General features: G+C 64.4%; 19 protein-coding genes. 8 read left to right on the top strand and 11 right to left on the bottom strand.

What is annotated here, in order from left to right:
- Positions 1–136 precede the first annotated feature (136 nt).
- From BM374_RS00850 to BM374_RS00835, 4 genes are all read left to right on the top strand, one after another.
- On the top strand, positions 137–1,375 hold the full coding sequence (locus BM374_RS00850) for an FAD-binding protein (protein ID WP_092288712.1): 1,239 nt from the start codon (positions 137–139) through the stop codon (positions 1,373–1,375).
- On the top strand, positions 1,372–2,694 hold the full coding sequence (glcF, locus tag BM374_RS00845) for a glycolate oxidase subunit GlcF (protein ID WP_092288711.1): 1,323 nt from the start codon (positions 1,372–1,374) through the stop codon (positions 2,692–2,694). The genes BM374_RS00850 and glcF overlap by 4 nt, the downstream gene beginning before the upstream one ends.
- 70 nt (positions 2,695–2,764) lie before the next feature.
- On the top strand, positions 2,765–3,109 hold the full coding sequence (locus tag BM374_RS00840; RefSeq protein WP_092288710.1) for a histone: 345 nt from the start codon (positions 2,765–2,767) through the stop codon (positions 3,107–3,109).
- Between the two features lie 415 nt (positions 3,110–3,524).
- Positions 3,525–4,538 (top strand): TorF family putative porin, encoded by a 1,014-nt coding sequence (locus BM374_RS00835; RefSeq protein WP_092290092.1) that lies wholly within the window; start codon positions 3,525–3,527, stop codon positions 4,536–4,538.
- Between the two features lie 173 nt (positions 4,539–4,711).
- On the opposite strand, the gene BM374_RS00830 is transcribed toward BM374_RS00835, so the two are convergent.
- On the bottom strand, positions 4,712–6,475 hold the full coding sequence (locus BM374_RS00830) for an ABC transporter ATP-binding protein/permease (protein ID WP_092288709.1): 1,764 nt from the start codon (positions 6,473–6,475) through the stop codon (positions 4,712–4,714).
- Between the two features lie 309 nt (positions 6,476–6,784).
- Between BM374_RS00830 and BM374_RS00825 the strand changes: the two genes are divergently transcribed.
- Positions 6,785–8,449: an L-lactate permease gene (locus tag BM374_RS00825; RefSeq protein WP_092288708.1), complete on the top strand. Its 1,665-nt coding sequence runs from the start codon at positions 6,785–6,787 to the stop codon at positions 8,447–8,449.
- 135 nt (positions 8,450–8,584) lie between these two features.
- The gene (locus BM374_RS00820; protein WP_092288707.1) at positions 8,585–8,983 is read left to right on the top strand and encodes an META domain-containing protein; all 399 of its coding nucleotides are present in this window, start codon (positions 8,585–8,587) and stop codon (positions 8,981–8,983) included.
- An 85-nt stretch (positions 8,984–9,068) separates the two neighbouring features.
- Here BM374_RS00820 and BM374_RS00815 read toward each other — a convergent pair whose 3' ends face one another.
- From BM374_RS00815 to BM374_RS00805, 3 genes are all read right to left on the bottom strand, one after another.
- Entirely contained in the window at positions 9,069–10,280 is a 1,212-nt protein-coding gene (locus BM374_RS00815) for a hypothetical protein (protein WP_092288706.1), read from the bottom strand.
- A gap of 142 nt (positions 10,281–10,422) precedes the next feature.
- On the bottom strand, positions 10,423–12,054 hold the full coding sequence (groL, locus tag BM374_RS00810; RefSeq protein WP_092288705.1) for a chaperonin GroEL: 1,632 nt from the start codon (positions 12,052–12,054) through the stop codon (positions 10,423–10,425).
- A gap of 119 nt (positions 12,055–12,173) precedes the next feature.
- The gene (locus BM374_RS00805; protein ID WP_014491914.1) at positions 12,174–12,470 is read right to left on the bottom strand and encodes a co-chaperone GroES; all 297 of its coding nucleotides are present in this window, start codon (positions 12,468–12,470) and stop codon (positions 12,174–12,176) included.
- Between the two features lie 318 nt (positions 12,471–12,788).
- Between BM374_RS00805 and BM374_RS00800 the strand changes: the two genes are divergently transcribed.
- Positions 12,789–13,310 (top strand): hypothetical protein, encoded by a 522-nt coding sequence (locus BM374_RS00800; RefSeq protein ID WP_177248028.1) that lies wholly within the window; start codon positions 12,789–12,791, stop codon positions 13,308–13,310.
- A 155-nt stretch (positions 13,311–13,465) separates the two neighbouring features.
- Here the strand turns inward: BM374_RS00800 and BM374_RS00795 are convergent, their stop codons facing one another.
- Positions 13,466–14,230 carry a protein phosphatase CheZ gene (locus BM374_RS00795; RefSeq protein WP_092288703.1) on the bottom strand — a complete coding sequence of 255 codons (765 nt, stop codon included), beginning with the start codon at positions 14,228–14,230 and terminating at the stop codon, positions 13,466–13,468.
- A gap of 315 nt (positions 14,231–14,545) precedes the next feature.
- Here BM374_RS00795 and BM374_RS00790 point away from each other — a divergent pair, with 315 nt between their 5' ends.
- On the top strand, positions 14,546–15,376 hold the full coding sequence (locus tag BM374_RS00790; protein WP_177248027.1) for a L,D-transpeptidase: 831 nt from the start codon (positions 14,546–14,548) through the stop codon (positions 15,374–15,376).
- 647 nt (positions 15,377–16,023) lie between these two features.
- Here the strand turns inward: BM374_RS00790 and BM374_RS00785 are convergent.
- The 6 genes from BM374_RS00785 to BM374_RS00760 all read right to left on the bottom strand — a co-directional run bounded on the left by BM374_RS00785 (position 16,024) and on the right by BM374_RS00760 (position 21,992).
- Positions 16,024–16,845, bottom strand: coding sequence for a DUF2076 domain-containing protein (locus tag BM374_RS00785; RefSeq protein WP_092288701.1), 822 nt, complete (start codon positions 16,843–16,845; stop codon positions 16,024–16,026).
- Positions 16,846–16,985: 140 nt separating this feature from the next.
- A complete protein-coding gene (locus BM374_RS00780; protein ID WP_092288700.1) occupies positions 16,986–17,831 on the bottom strand; it encodes a ChbG/HpnK family deacetylase in 846 nt (281 codons plus the stop codon).
- Positions 17,828–18,874, bottom strand: coding sequence for a glycosyltransferase family 2 protein (locus tag BM374_RS00775; RefSeq protein WP_092288699.1), 1,047 nt, complete (start codon positions 18,872–18,874; stop codon positions 17,828–17,830). The genes BM374_RS00780 and BM374_RS00775 overlap by 4 nt, the downstream gene beginning before the upstream one ends.
- A 100-nt stretch (positions 18,875–18,974) precedes the next feature.
- Positions 18,975–19,952: an ATP phosphoribosyltransferase gene (gene hisG, locus BM374_RS00770; protein WP_092288698.1), complete on the bottom strand. Its 978-nt coding sequence runs from the start codon at positions 19,950–19,952 to the stop codon at positions 18,975–18,977.
- 3 nt (positions 19,953–19,955) lie between these two features.
- Positions 19,956–21,104: an ATP phosphoribosyltransferase regulatory subunit gene (locus BM374_RS00765; protein WP_092288697.1), complete on the bottom strand. Its 1,149-nt coding sequence runs from the start codon at positions 21,102–21,104 to the stop codon at positions 19,956–19,958.
- Between the two features lie 132 nt (positions 21,105–21,236).
- The gene (locus BM374_RS00760; protein ID WP_092288696.1) at positions 21,237–21,992 is read right to left on the bottom strand and encodes a 16S rRNA (uracil(1498)-N(3))-methyltransferase; all 756 of its coding nucleotides are present in this window, start codon (positions 21,990–21,992) and stop codon (positions 21,237–21,239) included.
- Positions 21,993–22,092 lie beyond the last annotated feature (100 nt).

Raw genomic sequence — 22,092 nt, 5'->3', positions numbered from 1 at the left:
GCCCAATGAGCCGTGCTCGACCGCCGCGCGCTCGCCGGATCAGCCGCCGCAAGATGCGTGCACCTCCTTTGGAATGAGGCCGCGAAAGCTCCGCGCGAATTGATTTTGGCTGCGAATTTCGCTACCGCCTTTCCCCGTGGATACGCTCAGGGTCAGAGACGCCAAAGACGTCGAAGAGGTGGTGCGCGCGGCGATTGCCAACGAGCAGCCGCTGGAGATCGTCGGTCATGGCAGCAAGCGCAGCATCGGGCATGCGATGGCGACCAACGCGGTGCTCGACGTATCCGCGCTGAATGCCGTCACCTCCTATGAGCCCAACGAGCTGATCGTTACGCTGCAGGCCGGCGCGCCACTGGCCGACGTGCTGTCGCTGATCGACGCCAAGAACCAGCAGTTCGCCTTCGAACCCGTCAACACCGCGCCGCTGCTCGGCACGTCTTTATCGGGCACCATCGGCGGCATGATCGCTTCTGGCCTGGCGGGGCCGCGCCGCATCAGGGCGGGAGGGGCGCGCGACCATCTCCTGGGGGCGCATGCCGTCTCCGGCTTTGGCGACAGCTTCAAGACGGGCGGCAAGGTGGTCAAGAACGTCACGGGCTATGATCTCTGCAAGCTGCTGGCAGGATCCTGGGGCACGCTGTCCGTCATGACCGAGGTGACGCTGAAGGTGATGCCGAAGCCAGAGGCCGAGCGGACGCTGCTGCTGCGCGGGTTGGATGATGCTGCCGCCAACAAGGCGATGACAGCGGCGCTCGGCTCGGCCTTCGACGTCTCCGCCGCCGCGCACCTGCCGAAATCGGCCTTCCGTGCCAGGACCGAGGGACTTGGCGATATCGTCGGCGAAGGCGAGGCGCTGACGGTGCTGCGGCTCGAGGGCATCACCGCTTCTGCCAGCCACCGCGCCGGCTCCTTGCGCGAATTGCTGAGGCCGTTCGGAACCGCTGAGGTCATCGAGGATGCCGAATCGTCCGCGCTGTGGACCACCATTCGCGACGTGTTGCCGTTCGCGGCCAGCGGCGCGCTCGGGGCCTGGCCCGTATGGCGGATCGTCTGTCCGCCGGCTTCGGGCGCTGCGCTCGGGACGCAGTTGGCACGCGAGACCGGCGGCGATATCATTTATGATTGGGGCGGCGGCTTGATTTGGGCGGCACTGCCGCCCGCGGGTGATGCGCACGCCGCAGCCGTTCGCCAGCGGACCAACGCGTTCGGCGGGCATGCCACGCTGATCCGGGCGGCCGAGGATGTCAGGCGTGAAGTCGATGTCTTCCATCCGCAAGCACCAGGTGTTGCGGCCCTGAGCGAACGGGTCCGCACCAGTTTCGATCCGAAGTCCATTCTGAACCGGGGACGGCTGACGCGGAGCTCTCCGGCATGAAGACCGAATTCTCACTGGCACAGCTCGCTGACCCTGATATCGCCGAAGCCGACAAGATCCTGCGCGCCTGCGTCCATTGCGGCTTCTGCACCGCGACCTGCCCGACCTACGTCCTGCTCGGCGACGAGCTCGATAGCCCGCGCGGCCGCATCTACCTGATCAAGGAGATGCTGGAAAAGGACCAGGCCCCGACATCGGAGGTGGTCAAGCATGTCGACCGCTGCCTGTCGTGCCTCGCCTGCATGACCACCTGCCCGTCGGGGGTGAACTACATGCACCTCGTCGATCAGGCCCGGGTCAGGATCGAGCAGCGCTATGAGCGCCCGCTTGCCGAGCGGCTGCTGCGCCGCCTGCTCGCCTTCGTGCTGCCGGACCCGCAACGATTTCGTATCAGCATGCGGCTGGCGCAGCTGGCTCGGCCGCTCGCTGTCTTCCTGCCGACCCCGCGGCCCTCGGCCATTCCAGGCCTGATCCAGCGCCTCAAGGCGATGCTGGCGCTGGCACCCGGCCGGCTGCCGGCGCCTGGTGCTCTTCCGGGCAGCGTGTTCGCGGCGCTCGGCAAGAAGCGTGGCCGCGTCGCGCTGCTCCAGGGCTGCGCCCAGCAGGTGCTGGCGCCGCGCATCAATCAGGCCGCCATCAATCTGCTCACCCGCCACGGCATCGAGGTCGTGCTGGTCAAGGATGAGCAATGCTGCGGCGCGCTCACCCATCATCTCGGCCACGACGATGATGCGCTGGCGCGGGCTCGCGCCAACGTCAGGGCCTGGCAGAAGGAGGCCGCCGGCGAGGGGCTCGACGCCATCCTGGTGACGACCTCCGGCTGCGGCACGGTGATCAAGGACTATGGCTACCTGCTGCGCGAGGACGCCGCATTCGCAGCCGATGCGGCGAAGGTGTCCGCGCTGGCGAAGGACATCACCGAATACGTCGCGGGTCTTGCGCTCGCGCCGAGCACGCAACAGGGCGATGTTGTCATCGCCTATCACTCCGCGTGTTCGTTGCAGCACGGACAGAAAATCACGGGGCTTCCGAAAGAATTGCTTTCCAAGAATGGATTCGTGGTGAAAGATGTGCCCGAGAGCCATTTGTGTTGCGGTTCGGCGGGGACTTACAACATTCTCCAGCCCGAGCTTGCGGGCCGGTTGCGCGATCGCAAGGTCGCCAACATCGCGAGCGTCAAGCCGGACATGATTGCCGCGGGCAATATCGGCTGCATGGTGCAGATTGCCAGTGGCACGTCAGTTCCGGTCGTACACACGATTGAGCTTCTCGATTGGGCTACGGGCGGGTCGCGGCCGGCATTGGATGCGTCGCGCTGAGCTTTCGCCTCGAGGTGACGGCTGAAGGGCGCCCGATCGACCATTGTTCGGCGGCAACAGGAGGACCACGATGGCGAAAGCGAGCAAGAAGAAAAGCAAGAAGGCCAAAAAGGCCAAGAAGGTCGTAAGCGCGAAGAAGGCGACGAAGAAAAAGGCGGCCAAGAAGTCGGCGAAGAAATCCGCCAAGAAGGCCGCACCGAAGAAAGCTGCCAAGAAGTCAGCAAAGAAGGCTGCGGCCAAGAACGCTGTGAAGAAGGCGGCGCCGAAGGCCGCCAAGAAAGCAGCGCCGAAGAAGGCGAAGGCAGCTCCCGCGCCGAAGCCAGCGGCCCCCGCGGCGCCGGAGCCGGCCGCTGAGACGAGCTGGGCGATGCCTTCGTCTTCTGCGGAAGCAACGCCGGCCGAAGGGCAGGGTTAGGCCCAAAAGGGGACAAGCCCAGACCGAACGCCGGGTCTGTCCCCTGACAAGGGATCAACAGCGGGAAGGCCGTAGCGGTGACGCTGCGGCCTTTTTGCTTGGCCGCCGATGGCTGCTCGTTTTTGAGTCACCTGATTCGTAGCAGGCGCGCCACGGTGCCTCGGCCTACGTAGTATCCCGGATCAATTTCTGCACTTTGGCGTGAAAATAATGTGATCAAGAAGCAACACCGGCTGACAACCTTTCGTGGAATCATCAGAACGCCCAAAAAGGCGGCAGATGCTCGTGTTTTTTGCTTCTCGGTTTTAGTTCCTCCATCCAGATTGGCCCGGTTACGAAATTTGCAATCAGGTCGGGCGGCCCCGGGGGGCTTCAGGAGCTCGACCGGGGTCTAGAACTGGTGATGGGGATCGAAATGAAGAAAGTGGCTTTGTTGGCAACGGCGCTGGCAATGGTGACGGGTTCGGCTTTCGCGGCGGACATGCCGTTGAAGGCCTTGAAGGCTCCCCCCGCGCCCGCCTTCGATCCCTGGGATGTCGCCTTCGGCGGCGCGATCATGAACGACTACGTCTTCCGCGGCGTGACCCAGTCGAACCACAAGCCGTCGGTCGCCGCCTATTTCGAGCCGCGCTACAACATCAACAAGGACCTCCAGCTCTACATCGGTACGTCCGGCGAAAGCATCTCGTTCACAAACCGCGCTGCTGCCGAAATCGACATCTACGGCGGTATCCGCCCGACCTTCGGCGCATTCGCGTTCGACATCGGTGTCTGGGGTTATCTGTATCCGGGCGGCACCTGCTACTACGGCGCAGCCAACGCCTTCAACGGTGGTTTGACGGACTCTGCCGGCCGGCCGCTTAGCGCCGAATGTCTGGCAAATGCGGTGCCGAACGCCAACACCATGAAGAAGGACGTCTCCTTCTACGAGGTTTACGGCAAGGCGAACTACACGGTGAACGACAACTGGCAGTTCGGCGTGACCGAGTTCTACTCGCCGAGCTTCCTGAATTCGGGAGCCTGGGGCAACTACGCATCGGTCACGGGCAAGTATACCGCGCCGAGCACCTTGTTCGGATCCAGCGGCGTCGGCATGTATGTGTCGGGTGAGTTTGGTCGGCAATGGTTTGGGACCACCGACAGCTTCTACGGCACCGCAGCGTTCCCCACTGGTATTCATTACGCGGACTACAATACCTGGAACGTGGGTGTCGGCTTCACTTACAAGGTCTTCACGCTCGACCTGCGTTACTCCGACACGAACCTCTCCAAGGGCGATTGCAGCGTCTTCACAGGAGCTTTCAACGCCAGCATCGGAACCGCCCCCATCACCGGCAACAATCCGGGTGGCAACAGCTCGAACTGGTGCGGTGCCACCGGCATCGCCAAGCTGTCCTTCGACCTGACGGCGATGACCAACCTGAAGTAAGTTTTGTCCCGAGAGTACTTACGAGGGCGGCAGAGCAATCTGCCGCCCTTTTGTTTTGAGGCAGTGCGAGCGAGAGAACGGCGCCGGCGCTTCACACGAGGAGAGCGGACGCCTCCAGCGCGGAAGCTGTCCTCGATTCCTTCGATCGCCTGGGTGTCGCTTCCGCTCTCGCCTCAGCGTGCCGCACTCGCCTCCGGCTCGGCCGGGGCGCCGTCCTTGCCCAGGACATGGATCTCGCCGTTCTCCGCCAGCGCCACCTTGCGGGTGTGGAAAGCGTCGAGCGTCGAGCGGTGTCCAATCGAGACGATGGTGGCCTGCGGCAGCCTCTCGACCAAGAGACGGTAGAGCCTGGCCTCTGACAATTCGTCGAGCGAAGCGGTGGCCTCGTCCAGGAACAGGTAGTCCGGCGCATGTAGCAGCGCCCGGGCAAGCCCCAGTCGCTGTTGCTCGCCGAGCGACAGCATCCGATTCCAATGGCCGTGCTCGCTCAGCCGTTCTGCGAGGTCGGGTAAGCCGACTGCGATGAGCGCGTCCCGGATCTGGGGCGCCTGGAAAGCGCCGGGCGTTGCGGGATAGATCACAGCGTCACCCAGTGCACCGACCGGGAAATAGGGACGTTGCGGCAGCATCATCAGCTTCGCCTGCGCGGGCACGACGATGGTGCCGGTGCCGAACGGCCAGATGCCGGCGATGGCCCGGAATAGCGTCGACTTGCCGGAGCCCGACGGTCCCGTCACGAGCACGCGTTCCGGCGCCTGGATGGCAAAGCCGTCGGCGGCGACCAGCGGCGTGCCGTTGGGGAGATACACACAGAGCTTTTCCAGGTCGATATTGCGGCTGCCGCCTGCCGCCTTGAGCTCGATCGTCGCTTCATGTGCCGGCAGGTTTGCCGCCGTGGCGACCGACATCTCGAAGCCGTCGAGACGGGCGACAATCGCGCGCCATTCCGCGATCGATCGATAGAACGAGACGAAAAACGACAGCGCATCCTGCACCTGGCCAAAGGCCGAACCGGTCTGCATCATGTCGCCGAGCTGGATGCTCTTGGCAAAGTAGGCGGGCGCGACCACCACATAGGGAAAGATCGTTGCAGCCTGACCGTAGCTCGCCGTGAAAGCGGTTAGGCGCTTGGTCCGGCTCATGATCGCATACCAGTTGGCGATGACGGAGCCGAAGCGATGCAGGAGATGGCCTTGCTCTGCGCGCTCTCCTTTCAACAATGCAATCTGCTCGGAATTCTCACGCACGCGGATCAGGTTGAAGCGGAAGTCCGCCTCATAGCGCTGCTTCTCGAAATAGAGATTGATAAGCGGGGCACCGATCCAATGCGTCAGCGCTGTGCCGAGGAGCGCGTAGGCCAGCGCACACCAGACCAGAAAACCGGGGATGACGATGTCGGTGCCGTAAATGTGCAGGGGCGCCTTGTTGGACAGGCCCCAGAGGATGACGATGAACGAGGCCAGCGTCACGATGGACGACAGCAGGCCGAGGCCGAGGACCAGCGTTTGCTCGACGAAGTTCGTGACGTCATCGGTAAGTCGCTGGTCGGGATTGTCGGCGGCATCGCCCTTCAGCTGCATGCGGTAATGCGTGGCACCGTTCAGCCATTCGCCGAGATAGTGTTGTGTCAGCCATCGTCGCCAGCGGATCTGCAGCCACTGGTTCAGGTAAAGCTTGTAGACGGCTATCGCGACGTAGGTGAAGGCGAGGCCGAGGAAGATCCAGACCTGCATCACGAACTCGTTCAGATCGTAGGCCTGGAGCGCACTGTAAAACCGGTTCTGCCACTGATTGAGCAGCACATTGATGGCGACGAGTGCCAGCTCCATCGCCACGACGACGGCGAGCAGGCCGCGACCGGCCCATTTGTCTTCCGATCGGAAATACGGGCCGGCGATTCGCCAGACGATCGCGAGCGTGGCGCGGATGTTCTTCACAGAGCGGGATCTCCTGCAGGGACTGTGCGCAAATGCCTCGAGCCAAACCGTTGAGGCAAGGGCGGAAATGAGCGCACTTAGACTAAAGTCGCAAGTGCTTTGCGTTGGCTTGTCGCGGCTTGCAACCCTAGCATGGGCCTCAACGGCGCGGGGTGGGGGCCTCCCGGATTTCGCGAGCTTGTGAGCGGACGGGAACCGCTGCATCGGCGAGGAATTCGCATCCCATTCGGGGGTTATCGCTTCAGCGTCAAGCAGGATCGGCTGTCCACGCGGGCCGCCTGCCGCACACATGCGTGGGGGAGGAAGACCATGTGGAATCAAATTTATGATCCGTTGCATAGCCCCGTGCTGTCGACGATCGCGGCGGCAGTGCCCGTCGTCACGCTGCTGGTCCTGATCGCGAGCGGGCGCGTTCAGGCTCACATCGCAGCCGTCATCGCCATGATCGTGACCAACCTGATCACGATCTTCGTTTTCACCATGCCGGCGAACATGTCGATCCGCGCCTCGATCCTCGGCATCGTGACCGGCTTTTTCCCGATCGGCTGGATCGTTCTCAACGTCATCTTCCTCTACCAGGTGACGGTCGGATGCGGGAAATTCGAGTTGCTCAAACGCGCGATCGGTAGCGTGACCGAGGATCGGCGGCTGCAATTGTTGCTGGTGGCCTTCTCGTTCGGTGCCTTCTTCGAAGGCGCCTCTGGCTTCGGCACGCCGGTCGCGATCACCGGTGCCGTGCTGATCGGGCTCGGCTTCTCGCCGCTGGCCGCCTCAGGACTCTCGCTGATCGCCAACACCGCACCCGTTGCCTATGGTGCGCTGGGCACGCCGATCCAGGGCCTTGCCTCGGTTACCGGGCTCGATCCCTACATCCTGGGCGCAATGGTCGGCCGGCAATTGCCGTTCTTCTCGCTGATCGTGCCGTTCTGGGTGGTGTGGGCATTCGCCGGCTGGCGAGGAATGAAGGACGTCTGGCCGGCCATCCTCGTCACCGGCGTGTCGTTCGCGATCCCGCAATTCGTGATCTCGAACTACATCAATCCCTGGATCGTCGACATCGGCGCATCGCTGATCTCGATGGGCGCGCTGATCCTGTTCCTTCGAGTCTGGCAGCCGAAGCAGCTGTGGCTTTCTCCGGCGCTACGCGGCCGCGATGAATCGGCAGGTACCATGGCGGCCGCAAAACCGCTCGACAAGACGCCGCTGACCTCGGGCGAACTGTTCAGCGCTCTGCTGCCATGGATCATCGTGTGCGTCGTCATGCTGATCTGGGGCAACGGCGCCTTCAAGACCTGGGCGAACGGCATCTTCACCTGGAACTATCCTGTTCCCGAGCTGCACCAGATGATCAACAAGATGCCGCCGGTCGCGCCGGGGCCGACAAAGGAAGCGGCCGTGTTCAGCTTTACCTATCTGTCGTTCACCGGCACGGGCATGCTGATTGCGGCGATCATCTCCGGCCTGCTGATGGGCGTCGGTCCCGGAAGGCTCGTGGCCGAATATGGCCGCACCATCCGGCTTTGCGCGATCTCGCTGATCACGATCTCGGCGATGCTCGCGATCGGCACGCTCACGCGGCTGTCCGGCGTCGACGCGACGCTCGGTCTCGCCTTTGCCGCAACCGGCGTGCTCTATCCCTTCTTCGGCACGCTGCTCGGCTGGTTGGGCGTGGCACTGACCGGATCGGATACCTCCTCGAACATCCTGTTCGGCAACCTCCAGAAGATCACCTCTCAGCAGCTCGGCTTGTCGCCGATCCTGATGGGCGCGGCGAACTCGTCCGGCGGTGTGATGGGCAAGATGATCGACGCACAATCGATCGTGGTCGCCTCCACCGCGACCAACTGGGTCGGCCACGAAGGCTCCATCCTGCGTTTCGTGTTCTGGCACTCGATCGTGCTCGCATGTCTCGTCGGTGTGCTCGTGACGTTGCAGGCCTATGTCTATCCGTTCACGGCCCTCGTCCTGAAGTAGCAGGCGCGGCGCGGCCTTGAGGCAAATCCCCGCGGGACCATCCCGCGGGGATTTTTGCCTCCTGCACCGACAAACCTTCTCAAAGGCTTTGCCGTCTTATAGAAGACCCGGCAACCTGATCGGTCGAGAGGTTTCATGGTGTCGTTGAAGCAGGTGGTGTGTGCCGCGGCCGCGGTACTTTTGACGTGTGCCGTTGCGCGTGCGGAAGAGGGCTTTCCCTTCGGCACCGAGATGACGCTGGAAGCCGTGCCGCAGCCTGGCTCGAAGCGGATCCCGAACATCGAGATCGGTGACCATGGCGAGGTCGTGCTCGAGCTCTGGTGCAAGGGCGGCAAGGGCCAGTTCTCGGTCGCCGGCAACACCGTGATCTTCGTTCCCGGCCCACTCCAGGATCGTTCCTGCCTGCCGGCCAAGGCCCAGGCTGACGACGAGCTTGTCGCAGCGCTCGCCGCCGTCGAGACCTGGAAGCGCCAGGGCGACGTGCTCACGCTGATCGGCCCGAAGACGCTGCGGTTTCGGACGAACGGGAATTAGCGTCTCGCAAGCGCTGCTCGCGTATCCCGGACAAGGCGTAGCGCATAAGCGCTGTCGCGCTGCGTCCGGGGCACGAAAGCTTTGCCTACTTCCACACCGACTTGTCGGCGTCCCAGCGCTGGCCCTTCAGCTCCTTGGCGAGCGCCTCGATCGAGCCGTTGTCGTCGGGCTGGTCGCCTTCCTCGTCGGCGGTCGCCTCGTCCGAGACGTTGAGCTTTGCGCCGCTGCTCTCGTCGGCCGTGGTGGTCGAGGGGCTGCCGATCCAGACCATCAACTTGTCTGACGTCCCCGGCTTGTCGGCGGAGACGAGACCCGCGACCTCGATCGTGTCGGTGAGCTCGAGCGCCGGGAAATCCTGGTTCGGCCGTTTGAACACCAGCTTGAGCTTGCCGGTTGAGGGGCTGAAGCTCTGCGAGACCGGCTTGGCCGCAAGCGTCTTGCTCAGCACCCCGGCAATCGCGCTGGCGAGCTTGTCGCGGTTGATCTTGTCGCCGTCGCGCCAGTCGGCGGCGGGCAGGCGGATGCTGCGGTCCATCTCCGCGATCCCCGCGGTCCAGCCGGCGGCCGTGACCCCCGGCATCGCCTTGAATTTCGCGAGCAGCGCGGCCGCGCGCTCCGGATCGACCGACATGTTGATGGTCTGCTCGCCGGCGCGCAGCGCGTCGCAGCCAACGGCGAGACTTGCCAGCGTCACCTCGACGTCCTGGCCCTTGAGGCTCTTCAGGAAGTCGGTCGCGTTCTCCAGCTTGACCTTGACCGCGATCGCCTCAGGCGAGACTTCGGTGAAATCCTTCGGCTGCGGCGTGATGCCGTCGTCGCTGGTCTGGTTGTCCAGAAATTCCTTCTCGCTGAGATCGGCATTGTCGGGCGAGGTCACTTCGGTCACGGCCTGGCCGATGCCGATCTGGCCGCGGAACTCGAAGGTGTCGCCGGTCGGCTTGCGCGTCAGCTTGACGGTCACAGGTGCCTTCGCGCCGAGGCTCTGCGTCGTGCCGGTCATGGTCTGGCCGGAGATCTGGAGATTGACGACGAAGCGGTCCTTGCGGTCGGAGTTCTTGGCGACGGGGTAGCAGACGTCGAGCACGGCCGCGGTGACCGTCTTGCCCTGCCGCGTCTCCTTCAGGATCACGTCGGCATTGCCATCCATCAGCCCATCGATCGAGGTGAAATAGCGCGTCTCCATGCCGCCGGGTGCCGCGGCCTTGGGCGACAGCTTCATCTGGGCGGAGACGACCTCGGGTGAGGTGGCGAGCAAAGCCGCCAAAAGGGCTGTCGAACAAACCAGAAGCGGGCGCATTGACGAAATCCTCGATCGAAAGAATCGGGCGCCACCGTAGTGGGTTTTGCTGGTCGGTTGAATCGGAAAGCGCAGGCCAGTGTCGGCAAAAAAGAAGGCCGCCCGGAGGCGGCCTTCGCAACTTCGTCGGATGAGGACGGGCTTAGAAGCCGCCCATGCCGCCGCCGGCCGGCATGGCGGGCGCGGCTTCCTTCTTCGGCATCTCGGCGACCATCGCTTCGGTGGTCACCAGCAGGCCGGCCACGGAGGAGGCGTCCTGGAGCGCGGTGCGCACCACCTTGGCGGGGTCGATGATGCCCTTCTCGATCATGTCGACATAGTCCTCGGTCTGGGCGTCGAAGCCGAAGGTATCGGACTTGTTCTCCAGGATCTTGCCAACCACGATGGAGCCCTCGACGCCCGCGTTCTCGGAGATCTGGCGAATCGGAGCTTCCAGCGCCTTCAGCACGATGTTGATGCCGGCCTGGACGTCGGCATTGGCGTTGGTGAGACGGCCGACGGCCTTCTTGGCGCGCAGCAGCGTGACGCCGCCGCCGGGGACGATGCCTTCCTGCACCGCGGCGCGGGTGGCGTTGAGCGCGTCCTCGACGCGGTCCTTCTTCTCCTTGACCTCGATCTCGGTCGCGCCACCGACGCGGATCACTGCGACGCCTCCGGCAAGCTTGGCCAGACGCTCCTGAAGCTTCTCACGGTCGTAGTCCGAGGTGGTCTCCTCGATCTGGGCCTTGATCTGGCCGACGCGGGCCTCGATGTCCGGCTTCTTGCCGGCGCCCTTCACGATCGTGGTGTTCTCCTTGTCGATCACGACCTTGCCGGCGCGACCGAGCATCTTCACCGTGACGTTCTCGAGCTTCATGCCGAGATCTTCGGAGATCAGCTGGCCGCCGGTCAGGATTGCGAGGTCCTCGAGCATGGCCTTGCGGCGATCGCCGAAGCCCGGCGCCTTGACGGCGGCGACCTTGAGGCCGCCGCGAAGGCGGTTGACGACCAGGGTGGCGAGCGCCTCGCCCTCGACGTCCTCGGCGATGATGACGAGCGGCTTGCCCGACTGCACCACGGCTTCGAGCACCGGCAGCATGGCCTGCAGGCCGGAGAGTTTCTTCTCGTGCAGGAGGATGTAGGCATCCTCGAGCTCGGCGGTCATCTTCTCGGGGTTGGTGACGAAATAGGGGCTGAGATAGCCGCGGTCGAACTTCATGCCCTCGACGATGTCGACTTCGGTGTCGAGCGACTTGTTTTCCTCGACGGTGATGACGCCCTCGTTGCCGACCTTCTGCATCGCCTGGGCGATCATCTTGCCGATGGCGGTGTCGCCGTTGGCCGAGATGGTGCCGACCTGGGCGACCTCGGAGGAGGCGGCGACCGGCTTGGCGCGCTTCTCGATGTCCTTGACCACGGCATGGACCGCGGTGTCGATGCCGCGCTTGAGGTCCATCGGGTTCATGCCGGCGGCAACCGCCTTGGCGCCTTCGCGCACGATGGCCTGGGCCAGCACGGTCGCGGTGGTGGTGCCATCGCCGGCGAGGTCGTTGGTCTTGGAGGCGACCTCACGCACCATCTGGGCGCCCATGTTCTCGAACTTGTCCTCGAGTTCGATCTCCTTGGCGACAGTGACGCCGTCCTTGGTGATGCGCGGAGCGCCGAACGACTTCTCGATGACGACGTTGCGGCCCTTCGGCCCGAGCGTCACCTTGACGGCGTTAGCGAGAATGTCGACGCCGCGCAGCATGCGATCGCGCGCGTCTCCGGAAAATTTGACGTCCTTGGCAGCCATGGTCTGCAATCCCTAATGTGTTCGTGGTGTGTCGTTGCGTTGTGGTATCAGGCGGAACGATGGATGCCCGGACCTGACGATCCGGGCATGGCATTCAGTGGCTGTTCAGCCTGACGGCCTTAGGCCATCACGCCCATGATGTCCGACTCCTTCATAATCAGGAGCTCTTCGTTGTCGATCTTGACCTCGGTGCCCGACCACTTGCCGAACAGCACGCGGTCGCCGACCTTGAGGTCGATCGGGATCAGCTTGCCAGCTTCGTCACGGCCGCCGGGGCCGACGGCGACGACTTCGCCCTGGGACGGCTTTTCCTTGGCGGTATCGGGGATGATGATGCCGCCCTTGGTCTTTTCCTCGGCGTCGATACGTTTGACCACGACACGGTCATGCAGCGGACGAAATTTGGACTTAGCCATGACGTTTCCCTTTGGAGGCTCGCTTTTCGATAAGCAGCGGAAGTGGGTGAGGGCGGCGCTCCCGTTCCCCCTCTTCCCGAGGATCGAACGGCGCGCTTAGCAATCGGTCTTTCCGAGTGCTAATAGTGCGCAGGGGATATGGCTTGGCTGCGATCCTGTCAAGCAAAGGTGGTTAAGCGATTGTTGAGGCGGATATAGGATGGTGGCACTGAAAAGTCGTTCGGGGGAGAGGCGTATCTTAGGACGTCATTGCCCTGGCTGCGGTTTTGCGCTTGGCTGCGGAAGGGGTGCGGCCATGGTCTTGTTCGGGGGAATGCCATGATCAGTTCGGCTCACGCGCGCACGGTTGCCAATCTGGCGGCCGCCTCTTGCCTGGCGCTGCTGCTCGGCGCCTGCGGCGGCGGCATGAGCCTGCCGTCCTTTTCGCCGTCGCAGCCGGCGCCGGAGGCCGAGCCCGGTGTCGCGCCGGAAATGCCGGCCTCGATCCGCGCCGACGAGATCGTCGGGCGCTGGGGCCTCGCCTCGTTCCAGAACCCGGCCGACCGCGCCCGCACCGAGGCGGCCGCGCGGGCCCAGTGCAAGAACCCCTACGTGATCGGCGCCGGTTCCTCCGGCGGCGTGATCATGCATCTGGCCGACCAGGCCACGCCGCAGGAACTGCGGCTGAAGGGCTCGCCGAGCGGCAAGAATTACATCGGCCCCCCCGGCCCGACGCCGGGCGAGCAGGACCGCGAGATCGTCTCCTTCGACGGCCGCGTCATGATCACCCGCTTCGTCGACAAGGACGCCGCCACCCGCTACGGCAACATGGTCTACGTCCGCTGCGCGCCGCGGGCGTAGCTCTCTGTCATTCCGGGGCGATGCGAAGCATCGAACCCGGAATCTCGAGATTCCGGGTTCGGTCCTGCGGACCGCCCCGGAATGACGACACAAGCCAAAAAACAAAAAAACGCCGGCTTCCGCCGGCGTTTTGCTTTTCCGTAGATCGCCTTCGCTCAGTCGAACAGCGCGTCGATGTCGTCCTGCGAGGCATGGCCGACGTCGCCGGCAAGCTTCGGGCCATTGAGGAGCTTCTCGTCCTCGCTGCGGTTGTCGACGGGGGTCGGCACATGGGACTTGATCGCGTCGACGCCACCCCAGATGTCCATCATCGCATTGATGTGCTGCTCGATGAACTTCATCGTGTTCATGACCTTGCTGATGCGCTGGCCGGTCAGGTCCTGGAAGTTGCAGGCCTCGAAGATCGATATGACGCGTTCCTGAATGTCGTCGGCGAGCCGCTTCTGCTGGTCCACCGAGTCCACCTTCGACATCGCGCTCGCGGCCTGGTCGATTGACTCCGCGGCTTCGAGGATCTGCTGGGTCGCCTGTTCGGTGCCGCCGACCACCGCGCCGAGTTCGCCATTGACCTTGGCCATCTCGCCGCCGTCGAAGCTCTTGCCGTGCAGGGTCGCGATCTCGCGCTTGGTGCGGTCGATGGCATCGTGGATGAGGTCGAGCTCGACCTTCAGCTTCTCGCACTGCTCGATCTGGGCGCGGTAGGTGTCCAGCAACGCGCGCGTATCCGCGACTTCCTGCGCGACGACAGCGTCGCTCGGCGGCAGCGCGGCATGGCTGCCTCTAGCCATCTGTGCGCGGATCGCACGCAGCTCGGTCATGATTTCGCTGTGCATCGGACCTGTTTCTTCAGTTACGTCCAGAATTGGCATCTCGCCACCGGCGATATCCTCGACACGAAAACGCTTGCGGTGAACAGCCATCAGGATACTCCCCCCACCTCACTCACGCGTCTTTGTAGACGGAAGCGATTTAACACGAGGTTCACAGCAGGAACTGTTGTGCGGCCGCGCGCGACGGCACGCAAACCGACGATTAACCATGAGGTTTCGCTCTTCATCGAAAATAAACGCTGATCGCCAAATTGCCTCTCGGCTCGCGACGTGGTGAATCGAAACGCCCGATACGTTTACCAAACAAAACGGAGTTTGCCTTTTATTGACCACGTCGAGGACGCGGAGATCAGCCAGCGCGTTCGGCGGCGAATGCAACGAGACGAAACAGTACAGAGTACGTCGATGTTCAAGAAAATGCCTGTCGCGCTGCTCGGCAGCGCTTGCGCCTTTATTGTCGGCACCGATTGCGCCAGCGCCTTCGACAATACCGTTCCGAACGATCCGCCTGCGGTGCTCTACCAGCCGCATGTGCCAGCGGCCCCGGTGCGCGTGGCCTCCAACGGCAACATGGGCGGCGGCTTCATCGAGTTCCTGTTCGGCGACGGCCCCGGGCGCGGCCCGGCCTATGCGCCGCAGCAGCCGATCTATCAGCAGCAGCCCGCCTACAACGATCCGCGCCGCCTGCCGCCAATGGGTGAGCCGCAGATGCAGGGTGGATATCAACAGGGCGGCTATCAGCAAGGTGCCAGCTACCAGCAGGAGGCGATCGATCCGCGGCAGCGTCCGTTCGATCCGAAATTCGAGAAACAACTTGTTGACTATAGCGGCAAGGAAAGTGCCGGCACGATCGTGGTCGATTCCAACAACAAGTTTCTCTACCTCGTCGAGGGCAACGGCCGGGCGCTGCGTTACGGCATCGGCGTCGGACGTGAAGGCTTCACCTGGACCGGCGTGAAGTCGATCACGGCCAAGCGCGAATGGCCGGATTGGACGCCGCCGGCGGAAATGCTCGCTCGCCGTCCCGATCTGCCCAGGCACATGGAAGGCGGCCCGGAAAATCCGCTCGGTGCCCGCGCGATGTATCTCGGCTCCACGCTCTACCGCATCCACGGCTCCAACGAGCCCTGGACCATCGGCACCAACGTCTCCTCCGGCTGCATCCGCATGCGCAACGAGGACGTCATCGACCTCTACGGCCGCGTCAATGTCGGCACCAAGGTCGTGGTGATGTGAGACGTCGCGCAATCGATGACGGTGTCAATTTCCTGCGCAGCACCGTCTGGCGACGCTCGCCATCGAAGGGGTCGCGTGCCGCCGGTTGCGGCGTACCTTCCCCAGCTATGGTCAACGCGACCTGACAAAGCCGCCTCGACCGGGCCGAGGCGCAACGGAGCGGCGGTGACCAGTTGAGGCACGGGAATGCGGTGCACGCGCGGAGCGGCTCGATCGCTGCAGCGATAGCTCCGCCCTCCTGACGCGTTCCTGCAGTCCGTCCAACTCGTTCAAGTCGCTGATGAGACTCGTCGTCACGTCGCTTAAGGTCGCGATGCGTTGCTGAAGTGGACTCATTTTTTTAGATCCCGCCGACGGTCAAGGAATGGCAACACGTGTGTGGCATGAGGAACGTGTTCTTCCAGTTGAACACCCATGTCCGAATTTGGAAATCCGGGAGTCTACGGCTGCACGTCTCAGACAGTGGTTTCGTCTCTCATGTTTAACTCACGCGCATCGTCTCGGCGCGATGCAACAACCCAGCGCAATAGTCATATTGTATTCGAAAGCTTCTCTGCGCGATGCGCAGTTGCAGCGAACGGGTGAGCTCTGCAGCAAAAAAAGCGGCCGCCGAGAGGCGGCCGCTTTGCATTTACCGGGCGGATTGCTCAAGCGTAATCGCTGCCGCCGTCGTCGCCGCCGCCGAAATCGCTGTCGTCGGCCATGTCCACGCTGTCGTCTCTATCGTCGTCGTAGTTCTGGTCGTTATCGTCGCGATCGTTCGAAGCCTGGTCGAAGAAGCCCTGGCGCGAGTCGTCGCGGTTCGAGCCGATGTCATTGAGGCCGGCATCGCGGGCGAGCGAGTTGCCGGACTGGTCGCCGCCCCAGGGGCTACCGCGCTCCTCGATGATGGTGGTGTCGCCAAAAGCCTGATGCGATCCGCCGCCGCCCATCATGCCGCGGATGCTGGAGAGCAGCAGCGAGCCGCCGACCACACCGGCCGCGGCCGCTGCCGCCGTGCCCAGGAACGAGCCTCCGCCACCGCCGACCGGCGGAGCGCCGTAGCCCTGACCATATCCCTGGCCTTGCCCGTAAGCCTGACCATAAGGCGGCTGGCCGTAGCCGGGCTGGGCCTGCTGCATCGCCTGGCCGCTATTCCAGACCGGTCGCTGGTCGCGCGGCGGCACGTTCGGAACCGAGCCGCGCGATTGGCCTCCGCCGAACAGGGTGTCGCGCATGGTATCCAGGAAGCCGCCGGACTGGGCTTTCTCGGGCGCCTGCGCCGCTTCCAGCTCCTGGATACGGTTGTGGGCCCGCTTCAGCGCTTCGTCCTGCAGCAGCGTGGTTTGCACCAGCGCATAGACCGCGCCCGGCGCCTTGCGTAAGCCGTCCGAAATCGCGGCGATCGCGTCGGGATCGCGCGGTGCATTTTCCAGTTTCGAAAGCCGGTCGAAAAGCTCGTCGACGAGTTGGCGTTCCTGCGGCGTCATGGTCAGTCTCCCTCGCGCGAAACAAGCGCAAGCGGGATGTAGGGTTCCATTGTGGCCCCAACAGTGGCGGCAGGATTAAATTTCGGTATGCGACAGACTGTCCCGCAAGGCTTGTCGTTCAAGGCTGGCTTTCGCCGGTTTCATGCCAATGTCACCTTGCTGGTCGCGAGAAGCCGCGCGAAGGCGTCGCTGGCGAGATAGGCATGCTCGCGCTCGCGGACATCGGTCATGGGATCGAGGCCGGTGAGCACCTCGTCGACGTAGCCGGGATGGCACATCACGAGGCCACCCTCGGGAAGGCCCTCCAGGAATTGCTGCATCAACTCGCCGAAATCGGCTGGGCGCGTGAAATCATAGGCGCCGGCAAAGGCGGGATTGAATGCGAGACCGGCGCGCGCCGCGCGGCGGCGGAATTGCGCGCTGAGGACATCGAGCACCATGGCTTTTGGCGAAGCCAGCCGCTGCGCCAGAGGTAGGTCGCGTCCGCCCTGCCGAACCCAGGCTTTGGGCGCGATCTCGCTGACGGCCTCGACGAAGCCGTCGCGCACTTGCGGAAACAGCTGCACGTGCTGATGGCCGTCGACGAAGTCGGGCGCCCGGCCGAAGGCTTCCGCGAACGCCAAAAGCTGCGCTCGCACTTCGTTGCGAAAGAATTCGCTGTCGAGGCGCCGCAGCAATCCTGCACGCAGCAGCTTTGGAAACGCCATGAACATGTCGCCGTCCAAGGGGCGAAAATGCATGGTGAGAGGGCGGAACGGCGCCGACAGCGTCACATGCAGTCCGATCGCGCAGCGCGGGCTTGCTTTCGCGGAGGCCTGAAGCGCCTCGATCTCGCGCTGCTCGATCGCGGGGCCGACCATCATCACAGACGTCGCATTGAGGCGGGCGCGTTCGATCAGGTCGCGGATGGCGCGATTGACGCCGGGGCTGATGCCGTAATCGTCGGCGCAGAGCCAGATCCGCCGCGGCGTCGCCGCCGCGCTCATTCGGCCGCGGTCCTGTTGGATGCGTCGCCGACGGTGTCGGCGTCAAAATGCTTTTCGCTGTGCTCGGCGACGAAGTAGATCGGACGCGCCTTCAGCTCGGAGAGGATCTTGCCGATATATTCGCCGACGATGCCGATCATGATGAGCTGCACGCCGCCGATCGTCATCAGGCCGACCACGAGCGAAGGATAGCCCGGCACCTGCTTGCCGGTCGTGAAAACCTCCCAGAGGATCGAGAGGCCGAACAGGAAGGCGACGCCGGCGAGAACGACGCCAAGCAGGCTGGCGAGGCGCAGTGGCGCCACCGAGAACGAGGTCAGGCCCTCGATCGACAGGCCGAGCAGACGTGCGGCATTGAAGGTGGTCACACCATGGGCGCGCGCCGCAGGCTCGTAGTCGACACGGATCTGCCGGAAGCCGATCCAGCTTGCCAGTCCTTTGAAGAAGCGGTTGCGCTCCGGCAACTGCCTGAGCGCGGTGACCGCGCGCGGCGAGAGCAGGCGGAAGTCGCCGGCGTCTTCCGGAATCTTCTGACGGGCGCCCCAATTGATCAGCGCGTAAAAGCCGTGCACGGCGACCCGGCGCAGGAACGTCTCGTTGTCGCGATGTGCCTTAGCGGTATAGACGACGTCATAACCGTCATCGATCCAGTGCCGCACCAACTGCTCGATCAGCGCCGGTGGATGCTGACCGTCGCCGTCCATGAACATCACCGCGCCGAGACGCGCATGGTCGAGTCCGGCCATCAGTGCGGCTTCCTTGCCGAAATTGCGCGACAGCGAGACCACCTGGACGTCGACCGCGTCGGCCGGCAGGCTGCGTGCGATCGACAGCGTCGCGTCCGCGCTGCCGTCGTCGACATAGACGACCTCGCAACCGAGCCGATAGCGTTGCCGCAAGGTCTTGGCGAGATCGCAGATGCGCTGGTGCAGGGCGGCGAGGCCTGCCGCCTCGTTGTAAACCGGGACGACAATCGACAGCCCCTTCGCCGCGGCATTCGCTGCGGTGGTCGTCAGGGCGGAAACGTCAGAGCCCAGCGTCATCGATCAAGGTTCCCGAGGCGTTCAAGGTCATCTCAACAGCATATGGTAGCTGCCGTTTGCTGTCGCTACGCTGAACGGAACAGCTCAACAACTTTGGGGTTCACCGCCGCAGGAACGCCTCGAGCTTGGCGAACAGCGGATTCTCCCGGTCGAACACGTAGTCGAGCGAGACCACCGAGACGGTCTCGGCGCCATGCTCGCGCAGGAAGCTCGCCAGCGCATAGAGCTGGCCCGGCGGGCAGTGCAGCGTCAGCATGCCCGACGAGGTCGGTCCGCCGAACGGGGCTTCGACGCCGAACCGGCTGTGCGCTTCGCCAAGAAGGGCGGCATCGCATTGCCGGAATCGGGTTCGCACTTCGCGATATTTGTTGGCGCGCGCCCGTGCCGCGATGTGGTCGAGGATCACACGCGCGGTTTCCATCGCCTGCGGCGACCAGTCGGCGTGCTTTGAGGCGACCAGGTTGGCCTGGCTGCGCAACATCACGCCGTCGTCGAGCACGCGCAAGCCGTTGGCGGCGAGCGTCGCGCCCGTGGTGGTGATGTCGACGATCAGCTCGGCGCTGCCGGCCGCCGGCGCGCCTTCGGTGGCACCCGCGCTCTCGACAATGCGGTAATCGGTGATGCCGTGGGTCTGGAAGAAGGTGCGGGTCAGGTTGACGAACTTGGTCGCGACCCGCATCCGCATGTGATGCTGCTCGCGGAAGCCGGTGGTGACGTCGTCGAGATCCGCCATGGTGCGAACGTCGATCCACGCTTGCGGTACCGCGACCACGACGTCGGCATAGCCGAAGCCGAGCCCGTCGATCAGGGACACGTGCTTGTCGGCGTCTGCGATGGTCTCTCGCACCAGATCTTCGCCGGTGACGCCGAGATGCGCAAAGCCGCGGGACAATTGCGAGGCGATCTCGCTCGCCGAGAGATAGGCCACCTCGACGTTTTCGAGACCCGCGATCGTGCCGCGATAGTCGCGGGCGCCGCCGGCCTTCGACAGCTTGAGCCCTGCGCGGGCGAAGAACCCTTCCGCGTTTTCCTGAAGGCGGCCCTTGGAGGGAACGGCCAGAACGAATGGCGCGCTCATGGCTTAAGCTCCCACCTTGCGCCCGATCCGGGTCAGCGCGTCGACCCAGACCGAGAAGCCGACCGCCGGAATCGGAGCCGGCGATCCGAGCTGGGTCATCAATCCATCATAGCGGCCGCCGGCGACCAGCGGTTCGGCGCCGTTGCCCCTGTGATGCAGCTCGAATTCAAAGCCGGTGTAATAGTCGAGCCCGCGGCCGAACGCGGTCGAGAAACGCGTGGTCTTCACCTCGATGCCGCGCGCCGCCATGAAGCCGACCCGGCTTTCGAACTGGTCGATCGCGCCGGCAAGGTCGAGCTTTGCGTCGGTGGTGAGCGCGCGCAGCTCCGCGACGGCCTCGTCCGGATTGCCCGTGATCGAGAGGAAGCGCTTCAGCACCGCGATTGCTTCGCGCGGCAGCGCGCCGCCCTTCAGCGTCGACTGTTCGAGGAAGCGGTCCGCGATCTCGGCCGTGGTGCGGCCGCCGACATTGGTGGTGCCGGCTATCGACATCAGATCGGTGACGAAAGCCAGCGCCGCCTTGCGGTCGGAGCCGGCGAGCGCGGCCAGCACGCCCTCATATTCGCTGCGGGTCGCAGTGGTCGCAGCCGCCAGCCGCTCCAGATCCTGCTCCAGGCTGATCTTGCGGTTGAAGTCCTTGACCAAACGGCGGCGCCAGACCGGATAAAGGTTGAGCGCGTCGAGCAGCGCATTGAACAGCGCCACGTCTCCGGTGCGGATCTCGACGTCGCGCACGCCGAAGGCAGCGGTCGCCTCCAGCGCCAGCGCCAGGGTCTCGGCATCGGCGGCGGCACGGTCCTGGCGGCCGAACGATTCGATGCCGGCCTGGAGGAATTCGCTGGGCTGGCCACCGCGGTAGCGGAACACGGGACCCAGATAGCTGAATCCGGCCGGCTCGCCGGCGCGGCCGGAGGCGAGGTAGTCGCGCGCCACCGGGATCGTCAGGTCGGGGCGCAGGCAGAGCTCCTCGCCGGACAGGTCGGTCGTCAAATAGAGGCTCTTGCGGATATCCTCGCCGGACAGGTCGAGGAACGGCTCGGCTGGCTGCAGGATCGCCGGTTCGGCCCTGACGTAGCCGGCCTGCGCAAACGACAACAGCAGCGTATCCGCCCAGGCGGAGCCGGCAGCATTTGAGGTGGCAGTCGCGGTCATCACAGGGGTCCATCGTCCCGGTGGAACCGGGCAGGGGGAAGGGGAGACGAGTTGGCGCAGCCCTTAGCATGGCCCGAAACCGGTTTCGACCTCCAAAGGATCAATCGCTTAACGGCGGGGCAACGCACGGGATCAGGCGGTTTTGCCGCCCCAATCGCCCAGCACCGCCTGCACCAGCGCCAGCGCCGCCACAGCGGCGGTGTCAGCCCGCATGATCCGCGGGCCGAGCGCCAGCCGCAGGATCTTCGGCTGGCGCAGCAGCAGGGCCCGTTCGTCCTCGGCGAAGCCGCCCTCGGGTCCGATCAGGACGTCGATACCTTGTCCGGGCTCACGGGCGCTTTGCAGGCTCTGGATCGGGTTTTCGAGCTCGGCTGCCTCATCGCAGAAGATCAGCAGGCGGTCGGCCGGGCGCTGGCTGAGGTAACGCTCCAGCGGCATGGGTTCGGCGACAGTGGCGATGCTCAAAATGCCACATTGCTCGGCCGCCTCGACCACATTGGCGCGCATTCGCTCGGTGTTGACCCGGGAGGCTTGCGTGAACCGGGTCAGGACCGGCCGCAAGCTGGCAGCGCCCATCTCGATGGCCTTCTGGACCATGTAGTCGAGCCGGGCATGCTTGAGCGGGGCGAAGACGTAGGCGAGGTCGGGCAGGCGGTCCTGGGGCCGGGTCGGCTGCAGGATGACGAGGCCATCCGGCCGCTTGCGGCCTTCGATTGCGGCCTGCCATTCGCCGTCGCGGCCATTGAAGGCCAGCACCTCGGCCCCGGCGGAAAGCCGCAGCACATTGCCGAGATAGTTGCTCTGGTCGCGGTCGAGGGCGATCCTGGCGTCCTGGGCCAGGGGGGCGTCGACGAACAGGCGGGGGGCGCGAAAATCGTGGGAGGGCATTGGTCAAAAGTCCGATTTGCCGCCGTTCTTAACCGAAAGCGGTCGGTTCGGGGGCAAATATTGCCGAAATGCTGCGTCGGCGCGCCGCGCTCTTGCCCTA

It is taken from the genome of Bradyrhizobium sp. Ghvi, assembly GCF_900115265.1.
Taxonomy (GTDB): Bacteria; Pseudomonadota; Alphaproteobacteria; order Rhizobiales; family Xanthobacteraceae; genus Bradyrhizobium.
The sequence above is the reverse complement of the archived record's forward strand: the minus strand, read 5'-3'. Positions and strand labels throughout refer to the sequence as shown.

Coding starts and splice junctions, on each gene's coding strand:
- BM374_RS00840 (WP_092288710.1), top strand. CDS start 2,765: ATGGCGAAAGCGAGCAAGAAGAAAAGCAAGAAGGCCAAAAAGGCCAAG.
- glcF (WP_092288711.1), top strand. CDS start 1,372: ATGAAGACCGAATTCTCACTGGCACAGCTCGCTGACCCTGATATCGCC.
- BM374_RS00815 (WP_092288706.1), bottom strand. CDS start 10,280: ATGCGCCCGCTTCTGGTTTGTTCGACAGCCCTTTTGGCGGCTTTGCTC.
- BM374_RS00805 (WP_014491914.1), bottom strand. CDS start 12,470: ATGGCTAAGTCCAAATTTCGTCCGCTGCATGACCGTGTCGTGGTCAAA.
- groL (WP_092288705.1), bottom strand. CDS start 12,054: ATGGCTGCCAAGGACGTCAAATTTTCCGGAGACGCGCGCGATCGCATG.
- BM374_RS00820 (WP_092288707.1), top strand. CDS start 8,585: ATGGTGTCGTTGAAGCAGGTGGTGTGTGCCGCGGCCGCGGTACTTTTG.
- BM374_RS00795 (WP_092288703.1), bottom strand. CDS start 14,230: ATGGCTGTTCACCGCAAGCGTTTTCGTGTCGAGGATATCGCCGGTGGC.
- hisG (WP_092288698.1), bottom strand. CDS start 19,952: ATGAGCGCGCCATTCGTTCTGGCCGTTCCCTCCAAGGGCCGCCTTCAG.
- BM374_RS00790 (WP_177248027.1), top strand. CDS start 14,546: ATGTTCAAGAAAATGCCTGTCGCGCTGCTCGGCAGCGCTTGCGCCTTT.
- BM374_RS00800 (WP_177248028.1), top strand. CDS start 12,789: ATGATCAGTTCGGCTCACGCGCGCACGGTTGCCAATCTGGCGGCCGCC.
- BM374_RS00775 (WP_092288699.1), bottom strand. CDS start 18,874: ATGACGCTGGGCTCTGACGTTTCCGCCCTGACGACCACCGCAGCGAAT.
- BM374_RS00760 (WP_092288696.1), bottom strand. CDS start 21,992: ATGCCCTCCCACGATTTTCGCGCCCCCCGCCTGTTCGTCGACGCCCCC.
- BM374_RS00780 (WP_092288700.1), bottom strand. CDS start 17,831: ATGAGCGCGGCGGCGACGCCGCGGCGGATCTGGCTCTGCGCCGACGAT.
- BM374_RS00835 (WP_092290092.1), top strand. CDS start 3,525: ATGAAGAAAGTGGCTTTGTTGGCAACGGCGCTGGCAATGGTGACGGGT.
- BM374_RS00785 (WP_092288701.1), bottom strand. CDS start 16,845: ATGACGCCGCAGGAACGCCAACTCGTCGACGAGCTTTTCGACCGGCTT.
- BM374_RS00765 (WP_092288697.1), bottom strand. CDS start 21,104: ATGACCGCGACTGCCACCTCAAATGCTGCCGGCTCCGCCTGGGCGGAT.
- BM374_RS00825 (WP_092288708.1), top strand. CDS start 6,785: ATGTGGAATCAAATTTATGATCCGTTGCATAGCCCCGTGCTGTCGACG.